We start from the raw sequence: 20,919 nt of genomic DNA on the forward strand, positions 1-20,919 counted from the left end.
GGCTGGCTGGCTGTCACGAACGTTTTTGGCCGCGCTGTCGGCCGCGTCGGTGTCTCGAGCTCAGGACGCAGCGAACCGGGCGTGCACGCGCGCCGCGACGACGATGTCTTCGGGTTTCAGTTCGAGGCTGGGCGCGTTCGAGGTGGCGGCGGCGGCGCGCATGAGGGGCGCGGCGGTGACGCCGGATGATGGCTGCGTCTGGTCGCCCAGCATCCCCGGTTCGGCGAGGGCCGTGGGCCTGACGGTGGTGAACCCGAGGCTGGATGCGTAGGCGTTCGCCTTTTCGACCGCGTTGCGCACGGCCCGCTCGCGGGCTTCGTCGGTGAGCCGCTTCTTGGTGATCACGGTGAGCGCCCATTCGATGCTCGTCACGGTGACGCCGTCGAGGGGTGACACGGCTTCGACCCAGCTGGCGAGACGCCCGAGGTCGCTGAATTTCACGTCGAAGCCGATGGTGGCGTGGTGTACGAGGGGCAGTTGTTTGCCTTCGTTGTTCCAGGGCCGTTCGTTCCAGACGCGCAGGCGGTCGGTCGACCACCAGGTGACGGGGCCGTTCGCGCCGTCGTGGAGGCCGCGGATGTCACCGCTCAGCCGCGCGTGCAGTTCGGTGGTGCGGGCGACGACGGCGGCTTGGTCGGGGCCTTGAAAGCCGACGCGCATTTTCACGGTTCCGCGTTCGGCGGGGTGGTGGTGTTCGAAAACACCCTCGACGGTGATGATCGTTTCGGTCATGCGGCGATGTTAGCCGTTAGCGCAGGGCGACGGCGTCGTGGGTGGCGATGCCGACGGTGACGCCGGGTTGGCGCAGGCTCCCGATGGTCTGGTTGGTGTGGGCGACGATCTGTTCGCCGGTGGTGACGACGCCGTTGTAGTCGCTGTCGCTCGTGGTATGGGCGTCGCTGACGAGCACGGTGTCGTAGCCGCGGCCGGTGGCGCTGAGCGTGGTGGTGATGACGCAGTAGTCGGTTTGCGCGCCGGTGATGACGAGCCGTTCGGTGCCGAGTTGGTCGAGGATGGTGGTGAGTTCGGTGTCGGCGAAGGAGTCCCGGTAGGTCTTGTAGACGCGGGGTTCGCCGTCGAGCGGTTCGATGGCGGGGTCAAATTGCCATTCGTGGCTGCCGCGGGGCATGCCTTCGTCTTCGTGTTGCACGAACACGACCGGGGTTCCTTCGGCGCGCGCCCGGTCGATGAGGGTGCGCGTGTTGCGCAGGACGCGTTTGGTGTCGAAGCATCCGGGCAGCACGTCGTTTTGCAGGTCGATGACGAGCAGGGCGGTGGTCGAGGGCGCGGTTGCGGTCATGCGCTCATTCTCCCTTTGTGCCGGTGCCGGGGGTAGTGCTTCGGCGTGTCAGCCGAGCAGCAGTTGGCGCAGGGCGTCGACGGAGTGGACGACGGCGATGGCGCCGTCGGCTTCGGCGGGTGAGCCGTAGCCCCATTCGACGAGCACGGTGGGGATGCCGTGGGCGGCGGCCCCGGTGACGTCGTGGTGTCGGTCGCCGACCATGATGGTTTGGCTGAGGTCGATGCCTTTGTCGGTGAGGCGGCGCACGGCTTCGGCGACGACGTCGGCTTTGGCGCTGCGCACTTCGTCTTCGCTGGCGCCGGTGATGACGTCGAATTTGTCGGTGAGTCCGTAGTGTTCGAGGATCACGAGGGCTTGCGATTCGGGTTTGCTGGTGGCGAGGGCCAGGGGGATGCCGGCGTTCTTCAGGCTGGTGAGCAACCCGCTGATGCCGGGGAAGATGGCGCTGTCGTGGGCGGCACCGACTTCGGCGACCTGGCGCCGGTAGATGGTGAGGGCCTCTTGCGATTGCTCGGCGTCGAGACCGGCGAAGTCGCGGAAGGAGTCGAGGATGGGCGGGCCCACGTAGCGCAGCAGCTCGTCCTGGCTGGGCACGGGCAAGCCGAGCTCAGTGAGCGTGCTGGCGAGCCGTCCGGTGATGCCGGGTGCGGAGTCGACGATGGTGCCGTCGAGGTCGAACAGGATGCATGTCCAGTTTCGGGTCAGGACCGGGGATTCGATTGTCACGTCCTCCATGCTAGCCCGCTTCGGTGAACGGTCGCCGCCGCGCCGGAGAACGGTGAGAGCGTGATCACCGGGCTCGCACGCTCGACGTGCCCTCGGCCGATGTTCCGCTAGAACAGGCGGCTGTGGCCGTCGTCGATGCCGCGCATGGCGTCGTAGTCGAGCACGAGGCAGCGGATGCCTCGGTCTTCGGCCAGGGTGCGCGCCTGCGGTTTGATCTCCTGCGCCGCGAAGACGCCCGTGACGGGGGCGAGGTGCGGGTCGCGGTTCATGAGTTCGAGGTAGCGGGTGAGTTGCTCGACGCCGTCGATGTCGCCGCGTCGCTTCAGTTCGACGGCCACCGACTTGCCGGCGGCGTCTCGGGCCAGGATGTCGACGGGCCCGATGGCGGTCATGTATTCGCGGCGCACGAGCGTGTGCCCCTCGCCCAGCAACTCGATCTGTTCGGCGAGCAGCTTCTGCAGGTGCGCTTCGACGCCGTCTTTCTGCAACCCGGGGTCGACGCCCAGGTCGTGCGCGGAGTCGTGCAGCACGTCGTAGATGGACACGACGAGCAGGTCTGCTGTCTTGGCGTGCGTCACCTTCCACACCTGCGTGATGCCGGCCTCGGCCTGTTCGGGCTCCGGTTCGGCGACGCTGAGGGTGCACGGCGGGCTCATCCAGTTGAGCGGTTTGTAGCTGCCGCCGTCGGAGTGGATGAGGACGCTTCCGTCGCTCTTCAACATGAGCAACCGGGTTGCCAGAGGCAGGTGGGCCGAGAGCCGGCCGGCGTAGTCCACGGAGCATTTCGCAATAACCAGTCGCACCCATCGAGAGTAGCCGATGCCGACCGCGCACTGGCCGCGTCGACACCGTCTCGGCCTGCCGGCTGAGCCCGTCGCGGGGTCGAGGGGGTCTCCCCACCGACCCCGCGACGGTTTCGCATCCCGCGTGACCTAGCCGAGGTGCACTCGTCTGGCGCCGACGTGGGCGCGTTACGTTGGCCGCTATGAGGTCGGCGCCGGCGGAGTCGCGTCGTCGGACGAGGCCCGGCGATTGCGTCGCCTCAGAAGATAGGCCGCTGCACCGAGGGCCACGGCTCCGGCCGCTCCGATTCCGATCGCTACGGACTCAGATCCGGTGCTGGCGAGTGATGAGCTGTCGCTGCGAAGCGGTGTTCGGGGTGTTCCCGGGTGGCCTGAGGTGGGCGTGGGGGCGGGCGTCAAGGCCGATGCGGGTGTCGGCGTTGGAGAGGGAGTCGTGGTCGGCGGCGGCGACGTCGGAGTGGGTGTGGCCGTCGTGGTGGGCGCCGGAGTAGGTGCGGGTGTCGGGATGTCGGCGGCGAGCACGAGGTTGGCGCTCGCGCGGTCAGCTCCGAATGCCCAGTCGTCGATCGAGCGCAGGTCGCCCCACGACCCGGTCGACCCGTCGTTCATATTGGGGTTGCGGCCGGCAGCGGTGTCGTCGGGAGCCCACCGGTGCAGTCCGCCGAGCGAATCCAAGCCGCTCGGGGGTGAGACCGCCGGCGTGGATCGTGAGTGTCGAGCTGCTGAGCTGTCGGCGAACAGCGAATCGTCGAAATGTACGGCTCGTGGTGCCGTCGTTCCCCCGGTCAATCGTTCGATCTCGATCCCTCCGATCGAGCGCTCGGCGTCGATCCGCAAGAAGTGAGCTTCATTGGTACGCGACAGCGTGGCGCGCATGGACACCGGTTTGGTCGTTGGAGTCGGCGCGCCCGCGCCGTCCTTCCCGTCCCAGTCGACCGAGAATGTCCCCGTCCGCGGGACCGTCCGGCTGAGCCTAACGTCGGCCGATCCGTCGAATTGGCCATCGCCGTCAGTATCGATCTGGAGGTCGACCGTGCCGGGTTGCGTGGGCAGCGTTCCGGTGAGGACGCCGGCGTTCGCTCCGGACGCTCGACGTGAGAATGTCAGGCCGGTAACCTGCGGCGGCGAATAGCGCGCACCGAGCCAGGTGTCGGAGGTGCGACCATCCGCCCACCTCGGGGTGATTGCAGGGAGATCTGGCGCGGGTGCCTCGAAGAAGAGCCGGTAGCGCTCGAGGCCGGAGCAGTCTGAGGCATCAGAAGGTTGTCGGAACGTGCGGCCGATGCCGCCCGCCTCGGGGGATGTCGGCATGGGGACGGAGCGATACGTCGGCGAGCATTCTGGGTCACCGAGCCTAGTGTTGCCCTTGTTCGAGACCTGAAGTGTCGAGTCGATGCCGTCATAGGCGCGGAGCAGTTGCCGGTACAGTCCGCCCGTGCGGGTCAGCGCGTACAGGTCGATGTCGGCGGGCGGGCCCGTGTGCACCCCCAGCGATTCTGTGAATACTCTCCCGGGCAACGGGGCGCCGCTCCGGGTAACGCTGACCTCCCACACGAGATTCGCTCCGCGCACTTCTCCCGCGGGTGGGCGATCTTCGACGACGATCGACCACACGCCGTCCTCGGTCGACACCCGTTCCGAACCGACGATGGTGGTCAGCGTCGTGCGTTCATCGACGGTCAACTCATCGGTGACGACTCCGGAGGGCGAGATGAGCTTGATCGTCGACGGTGCCCACGAATCCTGAGGGAGTGAGCTGCGGCGGAAGGCGGCGCGCACCGTATCGCCAGGTTTGGTGTAGGCGAAAAGAGTCGTCTTCAGGCGATTCGTCATCCCGCCCTGAACGAGCACCCCGGGGAGCGTTTCGGTCAGGGTCGTGGGCGTCGCCATCTTCGTGGCGCCCGCCCAGGCCGATGCGGAGAAGCTCTGCGCGGCGGTGGCCGGAGTGGCACCCGCTGTTGTGGCCAGGGCGGCGAGCCCCAGGCATCCGACCACGCGCCTGCCGCGTTTGAAACGCCGCGGAGGGTAGGGCTCGCCGCGGAAGGTCTCGGATGCGGGAGGCCGAAGAAGGGGCTGCGACGCGGGTTGTCGGCTGAGAGTGGTGACCGGGTGATTGGTGGGCATGTGCTGCTCGCTTTCGAGACGGACTGGTGCGACATCCGGGTGATGTCGTCTGTCAGGCCATCCAACGACGAACGGGCAAGCGGCGGCGGGCGATCGCGCGAACGGTGGAAAGACCGCGCGAAACCCGCCTGTGGAGAACGCCCCCGCTCACCTACCGGCGAGGCTGCTGCTCGCGCGCGGCGGGCGATGCGAGACCCGCCATGACGACGAGACCGAGCACCAGGAAGAGCGCGTTCAGCAGCCCGATGTGCTCGCCCAGGAGTCCGATCACGGGCGGCCCCACGAGGAACGCGAAATAGCCGATCATGGCGACGGCACTCACGCGGGCCGCGGCGTTGCGCGAGTCATCCGCCGCCGCCGACATGCCCACCGGGAACCCGAGCGCCGAGCCCAAGCCCCACAACACCGTGCCGACGACCGCCACCCACAGCACGGGGCTGAGGATGAAGAGCGCCAGCCCGACAACCGCGCTGAGCGCCGACACCCGCAGCACGGGAACGCGCCCGAACCGGTCGATGAGCGGACCGCCCACCACGCGACCCACCGTCATGGCCACCACGAAAACGCTGAACACCAGTGCCCCCGTCGCGTTGGTCGTGTCATAGCCGTCGACCACGGCCAGGGTCAGCCAGTCGTTCGCGCTTCCCTCGGCAAAAGCCATGCCCAGCATGATGATGCCGATCATGATGAGGCGCCCGTCCTTCCACACCGCCAGGCCAGCACGCAGGCGCTCGCCGAGAGAGGGGCGATTCATGGATGTCGCAGCCCCCGCATCCGCCCCGCCCCCGTCGCCCAGCTCGTCGCTCACCGGCACGTAGCGCACCGTGAACACGATCACCACGGCGATGAGCGCCGCCATGCCGAGCGTGTGCCACAGCACCGAGACGCCGAGCGCCGCCATCGCCGCACCGATACCGGCGCCGATCACCGTGCCCAGGCTGAAGCTGGCGTGCATGAGGGGCAGAACGGTTTTGCCGATCTCCTTCTCGGCGGCCGCGCCCTCGACGTTCATCATCACGTCGACCGCGCCGTTGCCGAAACCGAAGAAGATGAGGCCGACGAGCACGACCGCGGGCGCTTCGAACAGCACGGCCCCCGACCCGATGAGCGCCAGACCGACCGAGACCGTGACGAGCGAGAACACCATGCCGCGGCGGGGCCCGAAGCGGCCCATGATCAGCTGCGCGGCGATCAGACCGACGATGGAACCGGCCGACATGCCGAGGATGAGCAGGCCGATCTCACCGGTCGAGAGGCCGAGGCCGTCGCGGATGGCGGGCAGGCGGGCAACCCACGTCGACACGCTCAGGCCGCTGAGCGCGAAGACCACGAAGATCGCGTTCCTCCACGCCGAGAGTTCGCGGCGCGGTCGGGCTTTCAGGGGTGTCTGCTCTGACATCTTTTCTCGTATCTGAGTGGCGGATCCGTCGCAATCGAATCGATTCGACAGTGCACTAAGCTAGCAGACCATGGAGCCGGAATCACGGGCGCGACCCACCCTCGCCGCCGTCGCTCAGCGAGCGGGAGTTTCGCCGTCGACCGCGTCGCTCGCGTTCAGCGGCACGGGCCCCGTCTCTGACACCACGCGCGACAAAGTGCTGCAGGCGGCCCGAGACTTGGGCTACGCCGGCCCCGACCCGCGCGCCCGATCACTGCGCCGCGGGCGCAGCGGCATCATCGCGGCCGTCATCCCCGACAGCATCCGCATCTCATTCCTCGACCCCGTGCTGATCCAGACGCTCGACGGGCTCGCCGACGAACTCACCACCATCGGCGCGAGCCTGCTCCTCATCCCCGACACGGGTGACGGCGAGGAGTCGGTCGCCCAGGCCCCTGTCGACGCGGTCGTGCTCATGGGCTGCAGCGACTCGTCGCCCAGCATGATCGAGGCGCTCGGCCGCCGGGGCATCCCCGTCGTCTCGATCGAGGGGGTCGAGGCACCCGGTTTCGTGGCCGTCAACGTCGACAACCGCGACGGCGAGCGCATGGCCGCCGAATACGTGCGCTCGCTCGGCCACACGCGCGTGGCGCAGGTCGCCCTGCAGACCACCCGCGGCGGCGAACGCGGGTTCGTTGGCGCCAACGAGTGGCGCTCGCTCGTCACGGTGCAGAGCACGCGCGAACGCTGGATCGGCGCCGACGAGATCTACCCCGGCATCCGCACGTGGGCCACCCGCGGCTCGCGCATCGAAGAAGGGCACCGCGGGGGGATGGCGCTGCTCGACGTCCCCGCCGACGAACGACCCACGGCCATCCTGGCGCAGAGCGACCTGCTCGCGGCCGGCGTGATCGGCGCGGCCGAGGAGCTCGGGCTCAGCGTGCCGGGCGATCTCAGCGTGATCGGTTTCGACGGCATCCGGGTCGAGGGTCTGGGCCACGACCTCAGCACCGTCGTGCAGCCCTCCCGGCCCAAAGGGGTTGCGGCGGGCCGCATCCTGCGCAGTATGCTCGCCGGAGAAGCCGCCGACGAAGCCAACTTCCCGGTGCGCCTGCACCCGGGCGGAACGGTCGCCGCGCCGCACGGTGAGCACCGCAGCGAGAAGTCATAGCGAGACGCCCTAGCGAGACGCCGTAGCGAGAGCAGCCCACACGCGAGAGGAATTCGATGTCGAACCCTGAAACGGTCCTGCCGGAGGCGGCACGCATCGCCGCCGAGCTGGCGCCCACCTACCGCGATCTGCACAAGCATCCCGAGCTCGCCTTCCAGGAGTTCCGCACGGCCGGGCTCGCCGCCCGCACGCTCATGGATCTGGGCTTCGAGGTCACCGAGGGCATCGGCCAGACGGGCGTCGTGGGTGTGCTGTCCAACGGCGATGGGCCCACGGTGCTGCTGCGTGCCGATATGGATGCCCTGCCGGTCGAGGAGCGCACGGGCCTCGACTACGCGTCCACCGACCGGGCCACGGATGCCTCGGGCGCCGATGTGCCCGTCATGCACGCGTGCGGCCACGACGTGCACGTGACCGCATTGCTGGGTGCCGCAGAGCTGCTCGTCGGATGCCGCGACGACTGGTCCGGCACCCTGATCGCGCTTTTCCAGCCGGCCGAGGAGGGCGGCGGGGGAGCGCAGGCCATGATCGACGACGCGCTGTTCGAGAAGGTTCCGCGCCCCGATGTGGTGCTCGGCCAGCACGTCGCCCCGCTCGGCGCCGGCCTGATCGGCCTGCACCCCGGCCCGGCCTTCGCCGCGACGGATGCCTTCGAGATCACGTTGCACGGCCGGGGAGGCCACGGTTCGCGCCCCGAACTGACGGTCGACCCGGTCGTGCTTGCCGCCGCCACGGTCATGCGCCTGCAGACGGTGGTGTCGAGAGAGATCGCGGGTACCGAGACGGCCGTCCTCACGGTCGGCACCCTGCACGCCGGCACGAAGAACAACATCATCGCCGACCACGCCATCCTCGGGGTCAACGTGCGGAGCTATGACACGGTCACGCGCGATCGGGTGATCGAGTCGATGACGCGCATCGTGCACGCCGAGGCGCAGGCGTCCGGTTCGCCGCGCGAGCCCGAGATCGTGGCCACCGAGTCGTTCCCCGTGCTGGTCAACGACCCGGATGCCTCGGCCCGCACGCGCACCGCCTTCGCCCGCGTGTTCGGCGACGAGCAGGTCATCGACCCGGGTGTCGTCACGGGCAGCGAGGATGTCGGAATGCTCGCCACCGAGGCGGGTGTGCCGCTCGTCTACTGGTTGCTCGGCGGAGCCGAACTCGAAGCGTTCCAGGCCGCCTATGCGACGGGCCGCCTCGACGCCCTGCCCTCCAACCATTCGCCCCTCTTCGCCCCCGTCATCGAGCCCACCCTCACGGTGGGTGTCGCGGCCCTTGCCACCGCCGCACTCGAGTGGCTCGACGAGCGGGCGCTGCCGGGGGTGTGACGGCCGAACCTGGCCTAGCGTGACCACCGAACTCATGGGTCGAGCGGATCAGGAGTGCTCGTGCGTTCCAGTTCCCGTTCATCCTCACTGGCCAGTTTGTCGTAATCCGTGGGGACGCAGGGGCCGTCGTTCATGAGAAGGATTTCCCAGGGGTCCATGTCGAAAGACAGCCTGCCCCCTCCTGTGTTCCGCCCCATCACAATGCGCATATCGTCTGAGTAGGCTGCGCGCTCGATGCTGTAGCCGAGGCTCTTCCACCGCGCTGCGACAGAGTCTGCGATATCGGTGAGATGAGTTGTCGAAGGAGTGCCGACGAAACGCATCAGCGCCGAATAGTAAGCCCCTTCGTTGCCCCGCGCCGTCGTGCAGGGGTATGAGATGCCTGCAAGTTGGAGTTCCCACTCGCCACCAATGAGGTTTGTCGTATCTCGAAGTTCGTTCTGTACCAAGATTTTGCTTTCCAACGGTGAGAGTGACGTCTCACTGACACCGCGGTGCGCGTCGGGCTCATCGACGAAGGGCGTCTGTGAGCATGCGGTGGCAATCACGGCGCAGACCCCGATCACCACGGTTGCCAGCAGTGCGGCGCTCAGACTCAGACCGCGCGAAGTATTAGCTCGGATCATTCAGCAATCTCCGGTCCTGGGCGGGTGCCAAGAATCTCTGCTGCGGATCCTTGTCCTTGATCGGAGGTTCGATGACGTCTGGTGTGGTTCCCCAGAGGGGGTGCGGATACGTCGCCGATCCCGGTGTGAGGCGGTCCGGATCGCCCGCAAGAATGTGAGCGATATTCCGTGCGCTCTCTGTGCCAGGTGCTGTGTAGGAGCGGCTGCCCTCCTGCGCGCTTCCCTCGACGAAATCGTGGCCGGTTGTGGACAAGAGGGTGGTTCCATCGGCGAGTCTGGTGCCCTCGGTTCCGAACCGAACGGCGCCCCAGTCGTCCAATGTCGGGTTGATGCGGCCCGACCATGTCTGTCCCGGCGAGGCCCAGGGATCCTTCTTGGCGATGGCGACGAACACGTTGTCGGGCGAAATATGCAGCTCGCTTAGGGTCGTTCCGGCAAGGAATCCCGCCGGACCCACGGCGGCGAAAGCATCGACGCCGTGCGAATCTTGGGCGAGGACTGCCGCGCTCGTCGTTGCTCCATAGGAATGACCGATGAGCACAGAGCGAGACCCCGTGATGGCCCGCTGCACGGCCCTCAAACCGTCCAATTCTCGCCCCAGCCGCGGAGCACCCGCTATCGCGAAGTTTGGCGTCAGCACGGAAAGGTCGGCGCTGGGCGTCCGGTAATTGAAAGACAGCAGCACGGCGGAGTCGTCGGCATCCTTCACGATTTTCGAGAAGTTCGACCGGTAGGTTTTGATGTCGGCAGACCCCGAGCCCATACCCGACACGACCGTACCCGTGTTGGACGCCGTCCCGGGGTCGCCGATTGTCACGACGACGTAGGGTTCCCCCGGTGGTGTCGTATCGAGGCGTACGAGGAACTCCGGGGGTAGACGCTGCGCCGCCCGGCCGTCCCCGTACGTCTCGATGAGGTAGTCGAGCACCCTAAGACGCTCCTTCAGCAGGGCGGCGCCGCCGACCTCGCTACGCTCAGCGATCTGCCGGACGGTGGCGTCGTGTTCGCCGGTCAGGCGAGCGACATTGGCCGTGTTCCGGTCGCGGTAGCGGGCGCCCTCGAGGTTGCCGACGGCGGCCGGATTGCGCGAGATGAGCGCTGCGATGAAGGCTGCCGGAAGGGTCGCCCAGATACTCGCCACGACATCGGGTGTGGCAGTCTCGAGCGCGCGAATGGCGGCATCCGGGTCGGTGGCGTAGGTGGCTGTGAACAGCGTCGGTGACAGAGCCAGCCAGGATGCCACGGCGGCCTCCTCGCTCACGGGCGGGGCTCCTGCGCGGGCCGCCGTCACGGCAGCATTGAGGGGCGTGTTCTCGAGGGCGGCCGCGCATGCGTCGTTGGCCGAGGCGCGCGTGTCGGACAGCGCCGCATACGAAGCGCGGCAGGTGTCGATGGTGCCGAGAAGGGCCCTCCAGCGTCGGACTCCCGCGTGCAGGGCGGTCACATCGGCGGCGGTCAGCGTGCCATCTCTGACGGCCTGATCGATCAGGTAAGCCGGAAGAAGTGGGGGTCCGGCGGGCCAGTCGTACAGACTGGAAGACGGGTGGAGTTCGGTCAGGTAGGGCAGGCGCCCGCCGCCCAGATCGCCGAGCGCCTCACGTGTGCGCGCAATATCGGCCAGCGAGGAGTCGACATCGGCTCGCAGGCGACCACTCCGCCCCGCGATGTCGTCGATAGCCGCAGCGAACACCTCGAGCGCCGCCGCGGCGGACGAGTGCGAGTCGGACAGGGTCTGAAGCGGCGGCGCGAGATGCGTCGCCTGCGCTTCTACCGCGTCGACGGCTTCGGCTTGGTCGCCGTCGAACCAGACCTCCGCTGCCGCGAAGGCGTGGGCGTTGGCATTCCACCGCGCGGCGGAAGCACGGTGCAGCCCAGCGATCTCGCGGATGGTCGCGGGGTCGCCCGCCGCGGGGTCGTCGAGGTCGCCGAAGGGATCGCTCGGGCTGGCACCGAAACCGGGAACCGTCGTCATGAGCGCATCACCGCGCAGCCTCGGCGAGCTCGCGATCGGTCGCGGCGAACCCGGACTCGACCGCGATGATGGCATCGCAAATGCCCGTCGCTGCGGTGGCGCAGAGGTCGGCAGCGGCCCGGGTCAGAGACTGCGCCGACGCGTATCGGCCTGCTACGGCAGGAGCCGCAAAGGCCCCAGATGCGCCGAACGCCGCAACGGCCAGGACGCCGTCACCGGCCAGCGTCAGCGCGAGGTCAGAGGCAGCGCCGGTCGCGGTCGTGGCCGCTGCCCCGAGCCCGCCCGCCGATATCGTGATCCCGTCCATGCGGAAACTGTGCCAGGACGGGCGCCGGCCCGCGGGGCGGTATTTCAGCGGATGTGAGCGAACCTCAGTCGCATCGACGCCCATCGCCGGAAGCACCCGGAACTGCGTCCGGCAGGCGTTCGCCCCCTGCGCAAATCGCGTCTCAAAATGTTCGCCCGCCTCGGCGTGTCCCGCCCGTGAGGTAGCGTGAAAGCACCCATGCCAAGCCGCTACACCCGCACCCGAACCCCCTCCCGCCGACGCCGCACACGCTTTCCGCTCGCGGCCCTCATCCTCGTGCTGGCGCTCGCCGCCGCGGTCGCACTCTGGCCGAAACTCTTCTCCCATACCTCCGACCCCCTCTCGCCGGGGGCCTCGAACACGGGCTTGCGCGACGCGGGGCTGGTCGTCACGGTCGAGGGCGTCGAGCGCATCGACGCGCAGGCCGCCCAGACGCTGCTCGACGGCATCCCCTCGAGCGATGGGTCGTCGGGTGACGCCCGCTACGACCGCGACCTGTTCGGGCAGCGCTGGGCCGACCTCGATCGCAACGGCTGCGACCAACGCAACGACGTGCTGCGGCGCGATCTGACCACTTTCGTCGTGCAGCCGGGCACCCAGAACTGCGTGGTCGCGTCGGGCGTGTTGAACGACCTCTACGGCGGCGACAGCATCCGATTCGTGAAGGGCGAGCAGACGAGCGCCGACGTGCAGATCGACCACGTCGTGCCGCTGTCATGGGCCTGGCGGCACGGTGCCTTCGCCTGGCCGGCCGACCAGCGCGAGCGGTTCGCCAACGACTTCGACAACCTCTTGGCGGTCGACGGCCCGACGAACACGTCGAAATCCGATTCGGGTCCCGCCGAATGGATGCCGCCCCGCCGCGAATTCGCCTGTGAATATGTGGCGCGCTTCACCGTCGTCCTGGCGGAATACGACCTCGGCGTCGACCGCGCCGACCGCTCCGCCATCGAATCGGCCCTCGACACCTGCCCGTAGGAACCACGGCGCCGCGAAACCGGACCGTCGCGAGAGGACGATGTCGGGGCCCCACGATGCCACGACACCACGCGCCACGACACCACGCGCCACGACACCACGCGCCGCGAGACCACGGCGCCGAGAAACGACGAGGGCGAGACATCCTCTCGGAATGCCTCGCCCTCGTCGCCGCACAGAGCGACGAGCGTCTAGCCCAGGTGCACGGCCTTCTCGTCACCCGTGGGCAGCAAGCTCTCTTTCGAGCCGCGGATGAACACAACGGCCAGGATGGACGCCACCACGAGCGCCACGGCCGTCGCGATAAACGCGGCCGAATAGCCCGTCGTGAACGCCGTGAACTGCGACGCCTTGTCGACGACCTCGACCCCCGCGACCGCGCCGGCGTACACCGTGGTGAAGACCGACAGCCCGATCGAGCCGCCGATCTGCATGGCCGCGTTGGCCGTGGCCGAGGCGGCACCCGCGTCGTGCGGGGCGACCCCCGACAGCGCCAGGTTCTGGATGGGGACGAACAGCATGGCCATGCCGACACCCAGGATGAGCAGCGCGGGCAGGACCTGCACGAGGTAGGAGCCGTCGGGCGTGATGCGGCTGAGGTAGACGAGGCCGACGGCCGCGATGAGCGGTCCGACGATGAGCAGCACGCGGGGGCCGATCTTGGGCAGCAGCTTGGTGGCGATGGGCGCCGTCACCATGATGGCGAGCGTCATGGGCAGCGTGGCCAGACCCGCCTCGAGGGGCGGGAAGCCGAGCACGATCTGCAGGTGGAAGGTGAGGTAGAGCATGGCGCCGATCATGACGCTGCCGACGATCATCTGGATCAGGAACGCACCGCCACGCACACGGTCGGTGACGACGCGCAGGGGCAGCAGCGGCTGGGCCACGCGCGACTCGATGAACACGAACAGCGCGAGCAGGCCCGCGCCGAGCGCCAGGAAGCCGATGGTCTCGGCCGATCCCCAGCCCTCCTCGGCGCGCGTGAAGCCGTAGACGAGCGAACCCAGGCCGAGTGCAACCGTGAGGGCGCCCCACAGGTCGTACTTGTTGTCGCCCTCGGCCTTGCTCTCGGTGACGAGGATCATGCCGGCGACGAGGCCCACGAGCACGAACGGCACGTTGACGAGCAGGCACCAGCGCCAGTCGGCGAACTCGGTGAGCACGCCACCCAGCACGAGGCCGACCGCGGCACCCGCACCGGCGACGGTTCCGAACACGGCGAACGCGGTGTTGCGGTCACGGCCGTGCGTGAACGTGACGGTCAGCAGGGCGAGGGCCGCGGGGGCCATGAGGGCCGCGAAGACACCCTGCAGGCCGCGCGCGATGATCAGCTCGGTGCCCGACTGAGCCAGACCACCGAAAGCGGATGCCGCGCCGAAACCGACCATGCCGACGAGGTAGGTGCGCTTGCGCCCCCAGTAATCGGCGATGCGCCCACCGAGCAGCAGCAGGGCGCCGAACGCCAGCGCATAGGCCGTGATGACCCATTGGCGCTGCGTGTCGGTCAACCCGAGCTCCTGCTGCGCGGCGGGCAGGGCGATGTTGACGATGGTGCCGTCGAGCACGACGATGAGCTGCGTCAACGCGAGGACGACCAGCACCCACCAGCGGCGGGAGCCAGAACTCGTGCGCGAACCCGCGGCAGAGCCGGTGGCCGAGGCGGACGGAGACGTGTGTGTAGACAAAGAAATACCCTTCGATCGGATCAGGTGCTGGGGGTTTTCAGCCCCAGATCGATACTCCGGTCACAACACGGGCATCAACCACCCCGACCGATCGGTCGGGCAGATCTTCTATCTTATCAGCCGCGCGGGCTCGCGTAAGCCCCTCGCAGAGAACTCAGAAACCCTCGGAGGCTCGCACCACGTAGGGCTCCTCGAGGCGCGCGAGCTCGGCATCCGTCAGTGTGACCGAGACGGAGGCGACGGCATCCTCGAGGTGGCTCATCTTGGTTGCGCCCACGATGGGCGAGGTCACGGCGGGCTGCTGACGCACCCAGGCGAGCGCCACCTGGGCCCGAGGAATCCCGCGCTCGGCGGCGACGGCGGCCACGGCATCCGAGATGGCCCGGTCGCCCTCTTCGCGCTGCGTGTAGAGGGTCTGGCCGAACGTGTCGGTCTCGCTGCGATCGGTCGTGTCGTCCCAATCCCGCGTGAGCTTGCCGCGCGCGAGCGGCGACCAGGGCAGCACGCCCACCCCCTGATCGAGGCAGAACGGATGCATTTCCCGCTCCTCTTCGCGGTTGATGAGGTTGTACTGGTCCTGCATCGAGACGAAGCGCGTCCAGCCGCCCAGATCGGCCGTGTACTGCGCCTTCGCGAACTGCCACGCGAACATCGACGACGCCCCGATGTAGCGCGCCTTGCCGGCCTTGACGACGTCGTGCAGCGCCTCCATGGTCTCTTCAATGGGCGTCTCCGGGTCCCAGCGGTGGATCTGGTAGAGGTCGACGTAATCGGTGCCGAGGCGTCGCAGGCTGTCGTCGATGGACGACATGATGTGCCCGCGCGACAGGCCGGCGCCGTTGGGATCGTGCCGCATGCGCCCGTGCACCTTGGTGGCGAGCACGATCTCTTCGCGCGTGGCGTAGTCGGCCAGGGCACGCCCCACGTACTCCTCGCTCGTGCCCGCCGAGTAGACGTCGGCCGTGTCGAACGTGGTGATGCCGAGCTCGAGGGCGCGGCGGATGAAGGGGCGACTCTCGTCTTCGCTCAGCGTCCACGCGTGCGCGCCCTGCGCCGACGCGCCGTAGCTCATGCATCCGAGCGTGATGGCCGAAACCCGCAGTCCGCTGCTGCCGAGGCGAACGTAGTCCATGTCTTCTCCTAGTCGAGCGAGGTGGGGCGAAGGGGTGAGGCGACGGGGCCATTCCATCATGAAACGGGGCACCGCCGTCGAACGAAACGGCCGAAGAGCTCGGGATGCCGCGCCGCACGTCCCCCGCACGAGGGGTGTCGTATAACACTCCCACGGGCCGCGCAGAAGGGGGTTCCGCAGCCCGGCACCCTCGCTAGCGTGGAGGCATGGACAAGCTCAAGAACCGACTCTGTGCCCCCACGCTCGCCTCGGCCGCGATCCTGACGCTTGCGCTCACCGGCTGCGCCACGGGCAATACCGACTTCGCCGGCAACGACACCCCGTCGGCCGCGGCCACCGCGCCCTCGACCAACGGCAACGCCTCGACGAACACCCCCGACGACGAGGAGGGTGACAGCGAGGCCAACGGTGCGATCCTCGAATGGGCAGAGGATGTGCTCGATTACGACGACGGCGAGGGGATGGTCGCCGGTTCGCAGGGCCGATTCGAGGAAGCAAGCTCCAACTCCGACACCTACACCAGCCAGGCCCCGGGCTCATACACCGTGAACGCGGTCTGCCGCGACGGCGGCCCCGTGACGTTCGTCGTCTCGAGCAACGACGCCGAGGTCGCGCGGCAAGACGTGACCTGCGACGAGACCATCGTGCCGATCCAGGTCACGACCTCGAGCGAAGGCCTGAAGATCGAGACGTCGACGAAGAGCGACGGAGCCGACTGGGCCTACGCGCTCCGCGAGGGCGTCGGCTCCTAACCGACCCCGGCACCGACCGCGACAAACCAGCCCGCCTCAGAACAGTTTGCTCGCCGCGATCTCGGGCGGCTCTTCGAGCTCCAGCAGAAACAGCTTGCGCTCGAGGCCACCCGCATATCCGGTGAGCGAGCCGTCGGCTCCCACGACCCGGTGGCACGGGATGGCGATCGACACCGGGTTGCGCCCGACCGCCTGCCCGACCATCTGGGCCACCGTGCGCCCGCCGATCTCGGCCGCGATCTGCCCGTAGGTCACGGTCTGCCCGAACGGGATGCGCTCGAGCACCGCCCACACGCGCTGCTGGAACTCGCTGCCGACGGGTGCGAGCGGCAGGTCGAACGTCGTGCGCTCGCCGTCGAAGTATTCCTCGAGTTGCGCCTGCGTGCGCTCGAAGACGGGATCATCGGCGACGCCCACGCGATCGCCCCACGCCGTGTCGTCCGGTTTTGTCCAGTGGCCCGGGAAATAAATGCCCGTCAGGGAAGCATCGTCGGCGACGAGCGTGAGGGCGCCGATGCGCGTGTCGATGACGGTGTGCCGGGCGGTCACAGCATCCCCCACTCTTGGGCGCGGGTCACGGCCCGGGTGCGGCTCGACACCTCGAGTTTTTCGAACACATGGATGAGGTGTGTTTTCACGGTGGCCTCGCTGATGAACAGGGCCGTGGCGATCTGGGCGTTGCCGAGACCGTCGGCCACGAGGCGCAACACCTGGGTCTCGCGGGCGCTCAAAGACGGGGCCGCGGATGCTTGGGGCTCGCGCATGCGCCGCACCAACGTCGCCGCGATGGCGGGTGCAAGAGCGGTCTGCCCGGCGACGACCGAGCGCACCCCCGCCACGATCTCCTCGGGCGGCGCCGCTTTCAGGAGGTAGCCGCTCGCTCCGGCCTCGATGGCGCCGAGGATGTGGTCGTCGGTCTCGTAGGTGGTGAGGATGAGGACGCGCGTGGCGGGCTGCTCCTCGACGATGCGCGCCGTCGCCTGGCTGCCGTCGAGCTGTTCGCCGGGTGCCGCCGCGGCGTCGGGCATGCGCAGGTCCATGAGCACGAGGTCGGGTCGCTCCGAGCGCGCGAGCTCGACGGCGGCGCGGCCGGTGGCGGCCTGCCCGACGACCTCGATGCCGTCCGTCGCGCTGAGCAAGGCGACGATGCCGGCGCGCACGATGGGGTGGTCGTCGGCGACCACGACGCGGATGGGGTCGGTCATGAGGTCCTCTCGACATAAGCCGCGGGCGGCGTGGCCGGCGAAGCGGCGCTGCCAGAAGTGGGTGCAGATGCGGGTGCCCGCGCGGTCAGGCTCGCGCCGACGGGTTCGCCGGCGGGCGTCCGCAGCGTGCGGATGCTCAACGTGCCGTTCGCCAAAGCGAGGCGCTCGCGCATCCCGGCCAGGCCGAAGCCGCGCGCCGACAGGGCGTCGATGCCAGCCGCCCCGGTTTCGGCATCGTCAGCGGTCTCGTTCTCGGTCTCGTTCTCCGATTTCGCCGGGCCCCGCGTCTCGGCCTCGGCCGGATACCCGCGCCCATCGTCGTCCACGCGCAACTCGACGAAGCCGTCCTCGACGCGCAGCGACACGACGGCCGCCGTGGCCCGGGCGTGCTTGCGCACATTGGCGAGCCCTTCCTGGGCGCACCGCAGGAACATGACCTCGAGTTCGCGGGGGAGCGGCGGCAGGGCATCGGCCTCGACATCCACGCGCAGTGACGTTTGTCGCCCGAAGCGTTCGGCCACCCGCCGCACGGCCTGCTCGAGCGTGGCGTCGGCATCGGGCAGCTTGGCCAACGTGGCGACGAGAGCGCGGGCCTCGTCGAGCGCCTCGCGACCCATCGATTCGATCAGCTCGAACGTTTCGGCGGACGCCCCCGGCCCGGTTCTGTCGGCAGCGCCGCCGCCGCTCAGGCCCCCATTGCTCAGGTCACTGCTGCGGTCGCTGCTCCGCTCATCGTTGACGCCATCACGGGCGTCGTCCCGCGAGACCTCGGTCACCTCGGTCACCTCGCGTCGCCCGCGCTGCGCCAGCATGACGATGCCGGTCACGCTCTGCGCGATGGTGTCGTGGATGTCGCGCGCGATCCGTTCCCGCTCGGCCGCCGCCCCGGCATCCCGACTCAGGCTCGCGAGCTGGTCTTGCGCGGCCGCCAACTCGTCATAGAGCAGCGTCTTCTGCCGGCCCAGCTCGGCGATGTTGTTGATCCACAACCCGAGCACGATGCTGAAGCCGAGCGACAGCCCCTCGATGAAGAACGCCTCGATCCACAGGTGTCCGCTGCCGCCCAGGCCCGTGGCATAGGCCACCACGAACAGGGGCGCGGCTACGACGTTGAGCACGATGGCGTGCCGGATGCTGCTCGACAGCACCCAGATCAGCGGAAACAGCAGGCACTGCATGATCAGCAGGTTCGGTTCGGCATACACCCCGACCGCGACGACGAGGATGCTGGCGGCCAGGTAACCCGTCGCCCGCGGGCAGTCTTGCCGCAACAGGCGTTGCCCCCACGCGGCATAGAGCACGGCGAAGGCAACCAGCGCCCCCGCGGCCAGGATGCGCATCTCGGGCGTGAGGCGCGGCATCCACCCGACGAGCCCGAGCAGCAGCACGACGAGGGCACCCGTGCCCACATGCCACCACTTCATCGCCGTCTCCGTTCGCCGCGAGCGTCCCACGCCCTGTCAGCTATCTTTGCGGATCCAACGGAAGGTGACGCGCGCCAGCACCATTCCGATGACGGCCCAGACGAGCAGGGCGATGGCGACGCCGGGCAGATTCCACACGCCACCCTGTTCGGCGGCCTCGAACGACTCGGGCAGGAACACCGAACGCATTCCCTGGGCCATCCACTTCAGCGGGAAGATGCTCGCCACGTTCTGCAGCCAGTCGGGCAGCATCGTGAAGGAAAGGTAGACACCCGAGATGAACTGCAGCACGAGCACGATCGGGATGACGACGGCCGTGGCGCTCTTGCCGGTGCGGGGCACGGCCGACAGCGCGATGCCGAGAACCGCGGCCGTCACGATGCCGAGCAGATACACCCAGGCGAAGGTGAGCCAACGCGATGGTTCGGTGGGCAGCGCCACGTTGAACAGGAACCGCGCACACAGCAGCAACAGGATGACCTGCATGATCGACGTCACGAGCACCTGGCCCGCCTTGCCGAGGAAATAGCTGATGACGGGCAACGGCGAACCGCTCAACCGTTTGAGGGTGCCGTCGCTCTTCTCGGTGGCGATATCGACGGCGAGGTTCTGCACGCCCGAGAGCAGGATGCCGGCGGCCATCATGCCCGGCAGGTAGAACGCGGCCTGCGAGATGCCGCCCGAACCGTCGGGGTTGGTGCCGATGTTGCCCGTGCCGCTGAAGGCGACCGAGAAGATCGCGAGCATGACCACGGGGAAGAGGAAGGTGAAGAAGACCTGGTCACCGGCGCGGAAGTACTGCTTGACCTCGTAGCCGACGCGGCGTGCGCCGAGGCGCAGGCCGCGGCCGCGGGCCAGTTTCGGCACACCCGTGTCGGGCGGCACCGAGGCGACGGCGGCCAGGGCGGCCGTGCGGGCGGGGTCGAGGTCGGTGGTCGATGCGGTGGCAGCGCCCGTCGTGGCGCCGGTTTCGAGGCTCATGCGCGTTCTCCAGTCGGCTGTGCGGCGGTGTCGTTCGAGGCGTGGATCGTGGGCGTCTCGTTCTGAGTGTTGGCGGCCACTCGCGCTCGGGCGTCGGTCTCGACCAGGTCGAGGTAGATGTCTTCGAGGCTGGGACGCACGATCTCGACCTCGGTCGGCTCGCCCAGCTGGCCATACAGCGCGGCGACCCGTTCGGCCGGGCGCGTCGTGCGTTCTTCGTGGGCGACCCCCGCGGCATCCCGCCAGCGCACGGTGGGAATGCGCGCCTCGGCGCCGCCGATCTCGTCGACGGTGCCGATGTCGATCAGGGTTCCGCCGGCGATCACGGCCACGCGGTCGCTCAGGTGGGCGGCCTCGTCGAGGTAGTGGGTGGTCAGCAGGATGCTCGTGCCATCCGCCTTGAGCCCCTCGATGAGGCTCCAGAACTGGCGCCGTGCCTCCGGGTCGAAACCCGTGGTCGGTTCGTCGAGGAAGAGCAGCTGGGGGCGGCCGATGACGCCGAGTGCGACATCCACGCGCCGGCGTTGCCCGCCCGACAATTGGCCGATGCGGGTCTTCGCCTTGGCGGTGAGGCCCACCGCCTCGATCACCTCGTCGACGTCGCGCGGCCGCGAGTAATACCCGGCAAACTGCGACACCTGCTCACGAACCGTCACGTTGGCCGCCTCGGCGCTCGACTGCAGAACGATACCCAGCTGAGCCTTCCAGTCGAGGCCGGCGTCGTCGGGGTCGATGCCCAGGACGCGCGCCTGCCCGCCCGAGCGCTTGCGGAAGCCCTCGAGAATCTCGATGGTGGTCGACTTGCCGGCGCCGTTCGGGCCCAGCAGTGCGAAGGTCTCGCCGCGGCGAATGTCGAACGACACCCCGCTCAACGCGTGGAACGATCCGTAGTGCTTCTGGAGGTCGATGACCTCGACGACGGTCTCAGATGTGCTCATGGTGCAATGCTCCGCGTTCCGGGCGTCGCGCAACAGAGCCCGAACGGTGGAGAAAGCTCATCAACCGATCGGTGGATGGGGATCGG

At 68.6% G+C, this 20,919-nt stretch carries 20 protein-coding genes; 4 read left to right on the plus strand and 16 right to left on the minus strand.

Annotation, left to right across the window (positions count from 1 at the left end):
- Positions 1–60 precede the first annotated feature (60 nt).
- The 6 genes from ACUWEX_RS02105 to ACUWEX_RS02130 form a co-directional block, all read right to left on the minus strand.
- A complete protein-coding gene (locus ACUWEX_RS02105) occupies positions 61–732 on the minus strand; it encodes an SIMPL domain-containing protein (protein ID WP_079726626.1) in 672 nt (223 codons plus the stop codon).
- A 16-nt stretch (positions 733–748) separates the two neighbouring features.
- Positions 749–1,300, minus strand: coding sequence for a cysteine hydrolase family protein (locus tag ACUWEX_RS02110; RefSeq protein ID WP_445996969.1), 552 nt, complete (start codon positions 1,298–1,300; stop codon positions 749–751).
- A 48-nt stretch (positions 1,301–1,348) separates the two neighbouring features.
- Positions 1,349–2,038 carry an HAD hydrolase-like protein gene (locus tag ACUWEX_RS02115; protein WP_445996970.1) on the minus strand — a complete coding sequence of 230 codons (690 nt, stop codon included), beginning with the start codon at positions 2,036–2,038 and terminating at the stop codon, positions 1,349–1,351.
- A gap of 98 nt (positions 2,039–2,136) precedes the next feature.
- Positions 2,137–2,832: an endonuclease NucS gene (gene nucS / locus ACUWEX_RS02120; protein WP_445996971.1), complete on the minus strand. Its 696-nt coding sequence runs from the start codon at positions 2,830–2,832 to the stop codon at positions 2,137–2,139.
- A 180-nt stretch (positions 2,833–3,012) separates the two neighbouring features.
- Complete coding sequence (locus ACUWEX_RS02125) at positions 3,013–4,956, minus strand: LPXTG cell wall anchor domain-containing protein (RefSeq protein ID WP_445996972.1); 1,944 nt, start codon at positions 4,954–4,956, stop codon at positions 3,013–3,015.
- 151 nt (positions 4,957–5,107) lie between these two features.
- A complete protein-coding gene (locus tag ACUWEX_RS02130; RefSeq protein ID WP_079726630.1) occupies positions 5,108–6,355 on the minus strand; it encodes an MFS transporter in 1,248 nt (415 codons plus the stop codon).
- Between the two features lie 70 nt (positions 6,356–6,425).
- Here ACUWEX_RS02130 and ACUWEX_RS02135 point away from each other — a divergent pair, with 70 nt between their 5' ends.
- Positions 6,426–7,505 (plus strand): LacI family DNA-binding transcriptional regulator, encoded by a 1,080-nt coding sequence (locus ACUWEX_RS02135; protein WP_079726631.1) that lies wholly within the window; start codon positions 6,426–6,428, stop codon positions 7,503–7,505.
- Between the two features lie 56 nt (positions 7,506–7,561).
- On the plus strand, positions 7,562–8,833 hold the full coding sequence (locus ACUWEX_RS02140) for an amidohydrolase (protein WP_079726632.1): 1,272 nt from the start codon (positions 7,562–7,564) through the stop codon (positions 8,831–8,833).
- Positions 8,834–8,865: 32 nt separating this feature from the next.
- Here ACUWEX_RS02140 and ACUWEX_RS02145 read toward each other — a convergent pair whose 3' ends face one another.
- Genes ACUWEX_RS02145 through ACUWEX_RS02155 form a run of 3 tightly spaced genes read right to left on the minus strand, consistent with a single transcriptional unit; the run spans position 8,866 to position 11,738 of the window.
- Positions 8,866–9,459 carry a hypothetical protein gene (locus tag ACUWEX_RS02145; RefSeq protein ID WP_143785292.1) on the minus strand — a complete coding sequence of 198 codons (594 nt, stop codon included), beginning with the start codon at positions 9,457–9,459 and terminating at the stop codon, positions 8,866–8,868.
- On the minus strand, positions 9,446–11,431 hold the full coding sequence (locus ACUWEX_RS02150; protein ID WP_445996973.1) for an alpha/beta hydrolase: 1,986 nt from the start codon (positions 11,429–11,431) through the stop codon (positions 9,446–9,448). Before ACUWEX_RS02150 ends, ACUWEX_RS02145 begins: the two co-directional genes overlap by 14 nt.
- Positions 11,432–11,438: 7 nt before the next feature.
- A complete protein-coding gene (locus ACUWEX_RS02155) occupies positions 11,439–11,738 on the minus strand; it encodes a hypothetical protein (protein ID WP_445996974.1) in 300 nt (99 codons plus the stop codon).
- Between the two features lie 198 nt (positions 11,739–11,936).
- Between ACUWEX_RS02155 and ACUWEX_RS02160 the strand changes: the two genes are divergently transcribed.
- Positions 11,937–12,716 carry an HNH endonuclease family protein gene (locus ACUWEX_RS02160; RefSeq protein ID WP_079726636.1) on the plus strand — a complete coding sequence of 260 codons (780 nt, stop codon included), beginning with the start codon at positions 11,937–11,939 and terminating at the stop codon, positions 12,714–12,716.
- A gap of 191 nt (positions 12,717–12,907) precedes the next feature.
- Here ACUWEX_RS02160 and ACUWEX_RS02165 read toward each other — a convergent pair whose 3' ends face one another.
- Together ACUWEX_RS02165 and ACUWEX_RS02170 are read right to left on the minus strand one after the other, a co-directional pair.
- Positions 12,908–14,401, minus strand: a complete 1,494-nt coding sequence (locus ACUWEX_RS02165; protein ID WP_234990940.1) for an MFS transporter — start codon at positions 14,399–14,401, stop codon at positions 12,908–12,910.
- Positions 14,402–14,555: 154 nt separating this feature from the next.
- On the minus strand, positions 14,556–15,533 hold the full coding sequence (locus ACUWEX_RS02170; protein WP_079726638.1) for an aldo/keto reductase: 978 nt from the start codon (positions 15,531–15,533) through the stop codon (positions 14,556–14,558).
- Between the two features lie 206 nt (positions 15,534–15,739).
- Between ACUWEX_RS02170 and ACUWEX_RS02175 the strand changes: the two genes are divergently transcribed.
- On the plus strand, positions 15,740–16,285 hold the full coding sequence (locus ACUWEX_RS02175; RefSeq protein WP_445996975.1) for a hypothetical protein: 546 nt from the start codon (positions 15,740–15,742) through the stop codon (positions 16,283–16,285).
- Between the two features lie 36 nt (positions 16,286–16,321).
- Here ACUWEX_RS02175 and ACUWEX_RS02180 read toward each other — a convergent pair whose 3' ends face one another.
- Genes ACUWEX_RS02180 through ACUWEX_RS02200 form a run of 5 tightly spaced genes read right to left on the minus strand, consistent with a single transcriptional unit; the run spans position 16,322 to position 20,833 of the window.
- Positions 16,322–16,834, minus strand: a complete 513-nt coding sequence (locus ACUWEX_RS02180; RefSeq protein WP_445996976.1) for a methylated-DNA--[protein]-cysteine S-methyltransferase — start codon at positions 16,832–16,834, stop codon at positions 16,322–16,324.
- Positions 16,831–17,490 (minus strand): response regulator, encoded by a 660-nt coding sequence (locus ACUWEX_RS02185; protein ID WP_079726641.1) that lies wholly within the window; start codon positions 17,488–17,490, stop codon positions 16,831–16,833. Before ACUWEX_RS02185 ends, ACUWEX_RS02180 begins: the two co-directional genes overlap by 4 nt.
- Positions 17,487–18,914 carry a sensor histidine kinase gene (locus ACUWEX_RS02190; protein ID WP_445996977.1) on the minus strand — a complete coding sequence of 476 codons (1,428 nt, stop codon included), beginning with the start codon at positions 18,912–18,914 and terminating at the stop codon, positions 17,487–17,489. The genes ACUWEX_RS02185 and ACUWEX_RS02190 overlap by 4 nt, the downstream gene beginning before the upstream one ends.
- Before the next feature lie 36 nt (positions 18,915–18,950).
- Positions 18,951–19,895, minus strand: a complete 945-nt coding sequence (locus ACUWEX_RS02195; RefSeq protein ID WP_445996978.1) for an ABC transporter permease — start codon at positions 19,893–19,895, stop codon at positions 18,951–18,953.
- Complete coding sequence (locus ACUWEX_RS02200) at positions 19,892–20,833, minus strand: ABC transporter ATP-binding protein (protein ID WP_445996979.1); 942 nt, start codon at positions 20,831–20,833, stop codon at positions 19,892–19,894. The genes ACUWEX_RS02195 and ACUWEX_RS02200 overlap by 4 nt, the downstream gene beginning before the upstream one ends.
- Between the last annotated feature and the right edge of the window lie 86 nt (positions 20,834–20,919).

This window comes from Okibacterium fritillariae (assembly GCF_052783725.1).

Bases quoted from the DNA above. Each gene is read 5' to 3' on its own strand.
- ACUWEX_RS02105 (WP_079726626.1), bottom strand. From the start codon at position 732: ATGACCGAAACGATCATCACCGTCGAGGGTGTTTTCGAACACCACCAC.
- ACUWEX_RS02110 (WP_445996969.1), bottom strand. From the start codon at position 1,300: ATGACCGCAACCGCGCCCTCGACCACCGCCCTGCTCGTCATCGACCTG.
- ACUWEX_RS02115 (WP_445996970.1), bottom strand. From the start codon at position 2,038: ATGGAGGACGTGACAATCGAATCCCCGGTCCTGACCCGAAACTGGACA.
- ACUWEX_RS02125 (WP_445996972.1), bottom strand. From the start codon at position 4,956: ATGCCCACCAATCACCCGGTCACCACTCTCAGCCGACAACCCGCGTCG.
- ACUWEX_RS02130 (WP_079726630.1), bottom strand. From the start codon at position 6,355: ATGTCAGAGCAGACACCCCTGAAAGCCCGACCGCGCCGCGAACTCTCG.
- ACUWEX_RS02135 (WP_079726631.1), top strand. From the start codon at position 6,426: ATGGAGCCGGAATCACGGGCGCGACCCACCCTCGCCGCCGTCGCTCAG.
- ACUWEX_RS02140 (WP_079726632.1), top strand. From the start codon at position 7,562: ATGTCGAACCCTGAAACGGTCCTGCCGGAGGCGGCACGCATCGCCGCC.
- ACUWEX_RS02145 (WP_143785292.1), bottom strand. From the start codon at position 9,459: ATGATCCGAGCTAATACTTCGCGCGGTCTGAGTCTGAGCGCCGCACTG.
- ACUWEX_RS02150 (WP_445996973.1), bottom strand. From the start codon at position 11,431: ATGACGACGGTTCCCGGTTTCGGTGCCAGCCCGAGCGATCCCTTCGGC.
- ACUWEX_RS02155 (WP_445996974.1), bottom strand. From the start codon at position 11,738: ATGGACGGGATCACGATATCGGCGGGCGGGCTCGGGGCAGCGGCCACG.
- ACUWEX_RS02160 (WP_079726636.1), top strand. From the start codon at position 11,937: ATGCCAAGCCGCTACACCCGCACCCGAACCCCCTCCCGCCGACGCCGC.
- ACUWEX_RS02170 (WP_079726638.1), bottom strand. From the start codon at position 15,533: ATGGACTACGTTCGCCTCGGCAGCAGCGGACTGCGGGTTTCGGCCATC.
- ACUWEX_RS02175 (WP_445996975.1), top strand. From the start codon at position 15,740: ATGGACAAGCTCAAGAACCGACTCTGTGCCCCCACGCTCGCCTCGGCC.
- ACUWEX_RS02185 (WP_079726641.1), bottom strand. From the start codon at position 17,490: ATGACCGACCCCATCCGCGTCGTGGTCGCCGACGACCACCCCATCGTG.
- ACUWEX_RS02190 (WP_445996977.1), bottom strand. From the start codon at position 18,914: ATGAAGTGGTGGCATGTGGGCACGGGTGCCCTCGTCGTGCTGCTGCTC.
- ACUWEX_RS02195 (WP_445996978.1), bottom strand. From the start codon at position 19,895: ATGAGCCTCGAAACCGGCGCCACGACGGGCGCTGCCACCGCATCGACC.
- ACUWEX_RS02200 (WP_445996979.1), bottom strand. From the start codon at position 20,833: ATGAGCACATCTGAGACCGTCGTCGAGGTCATCGACCTCCAGAAGCAC.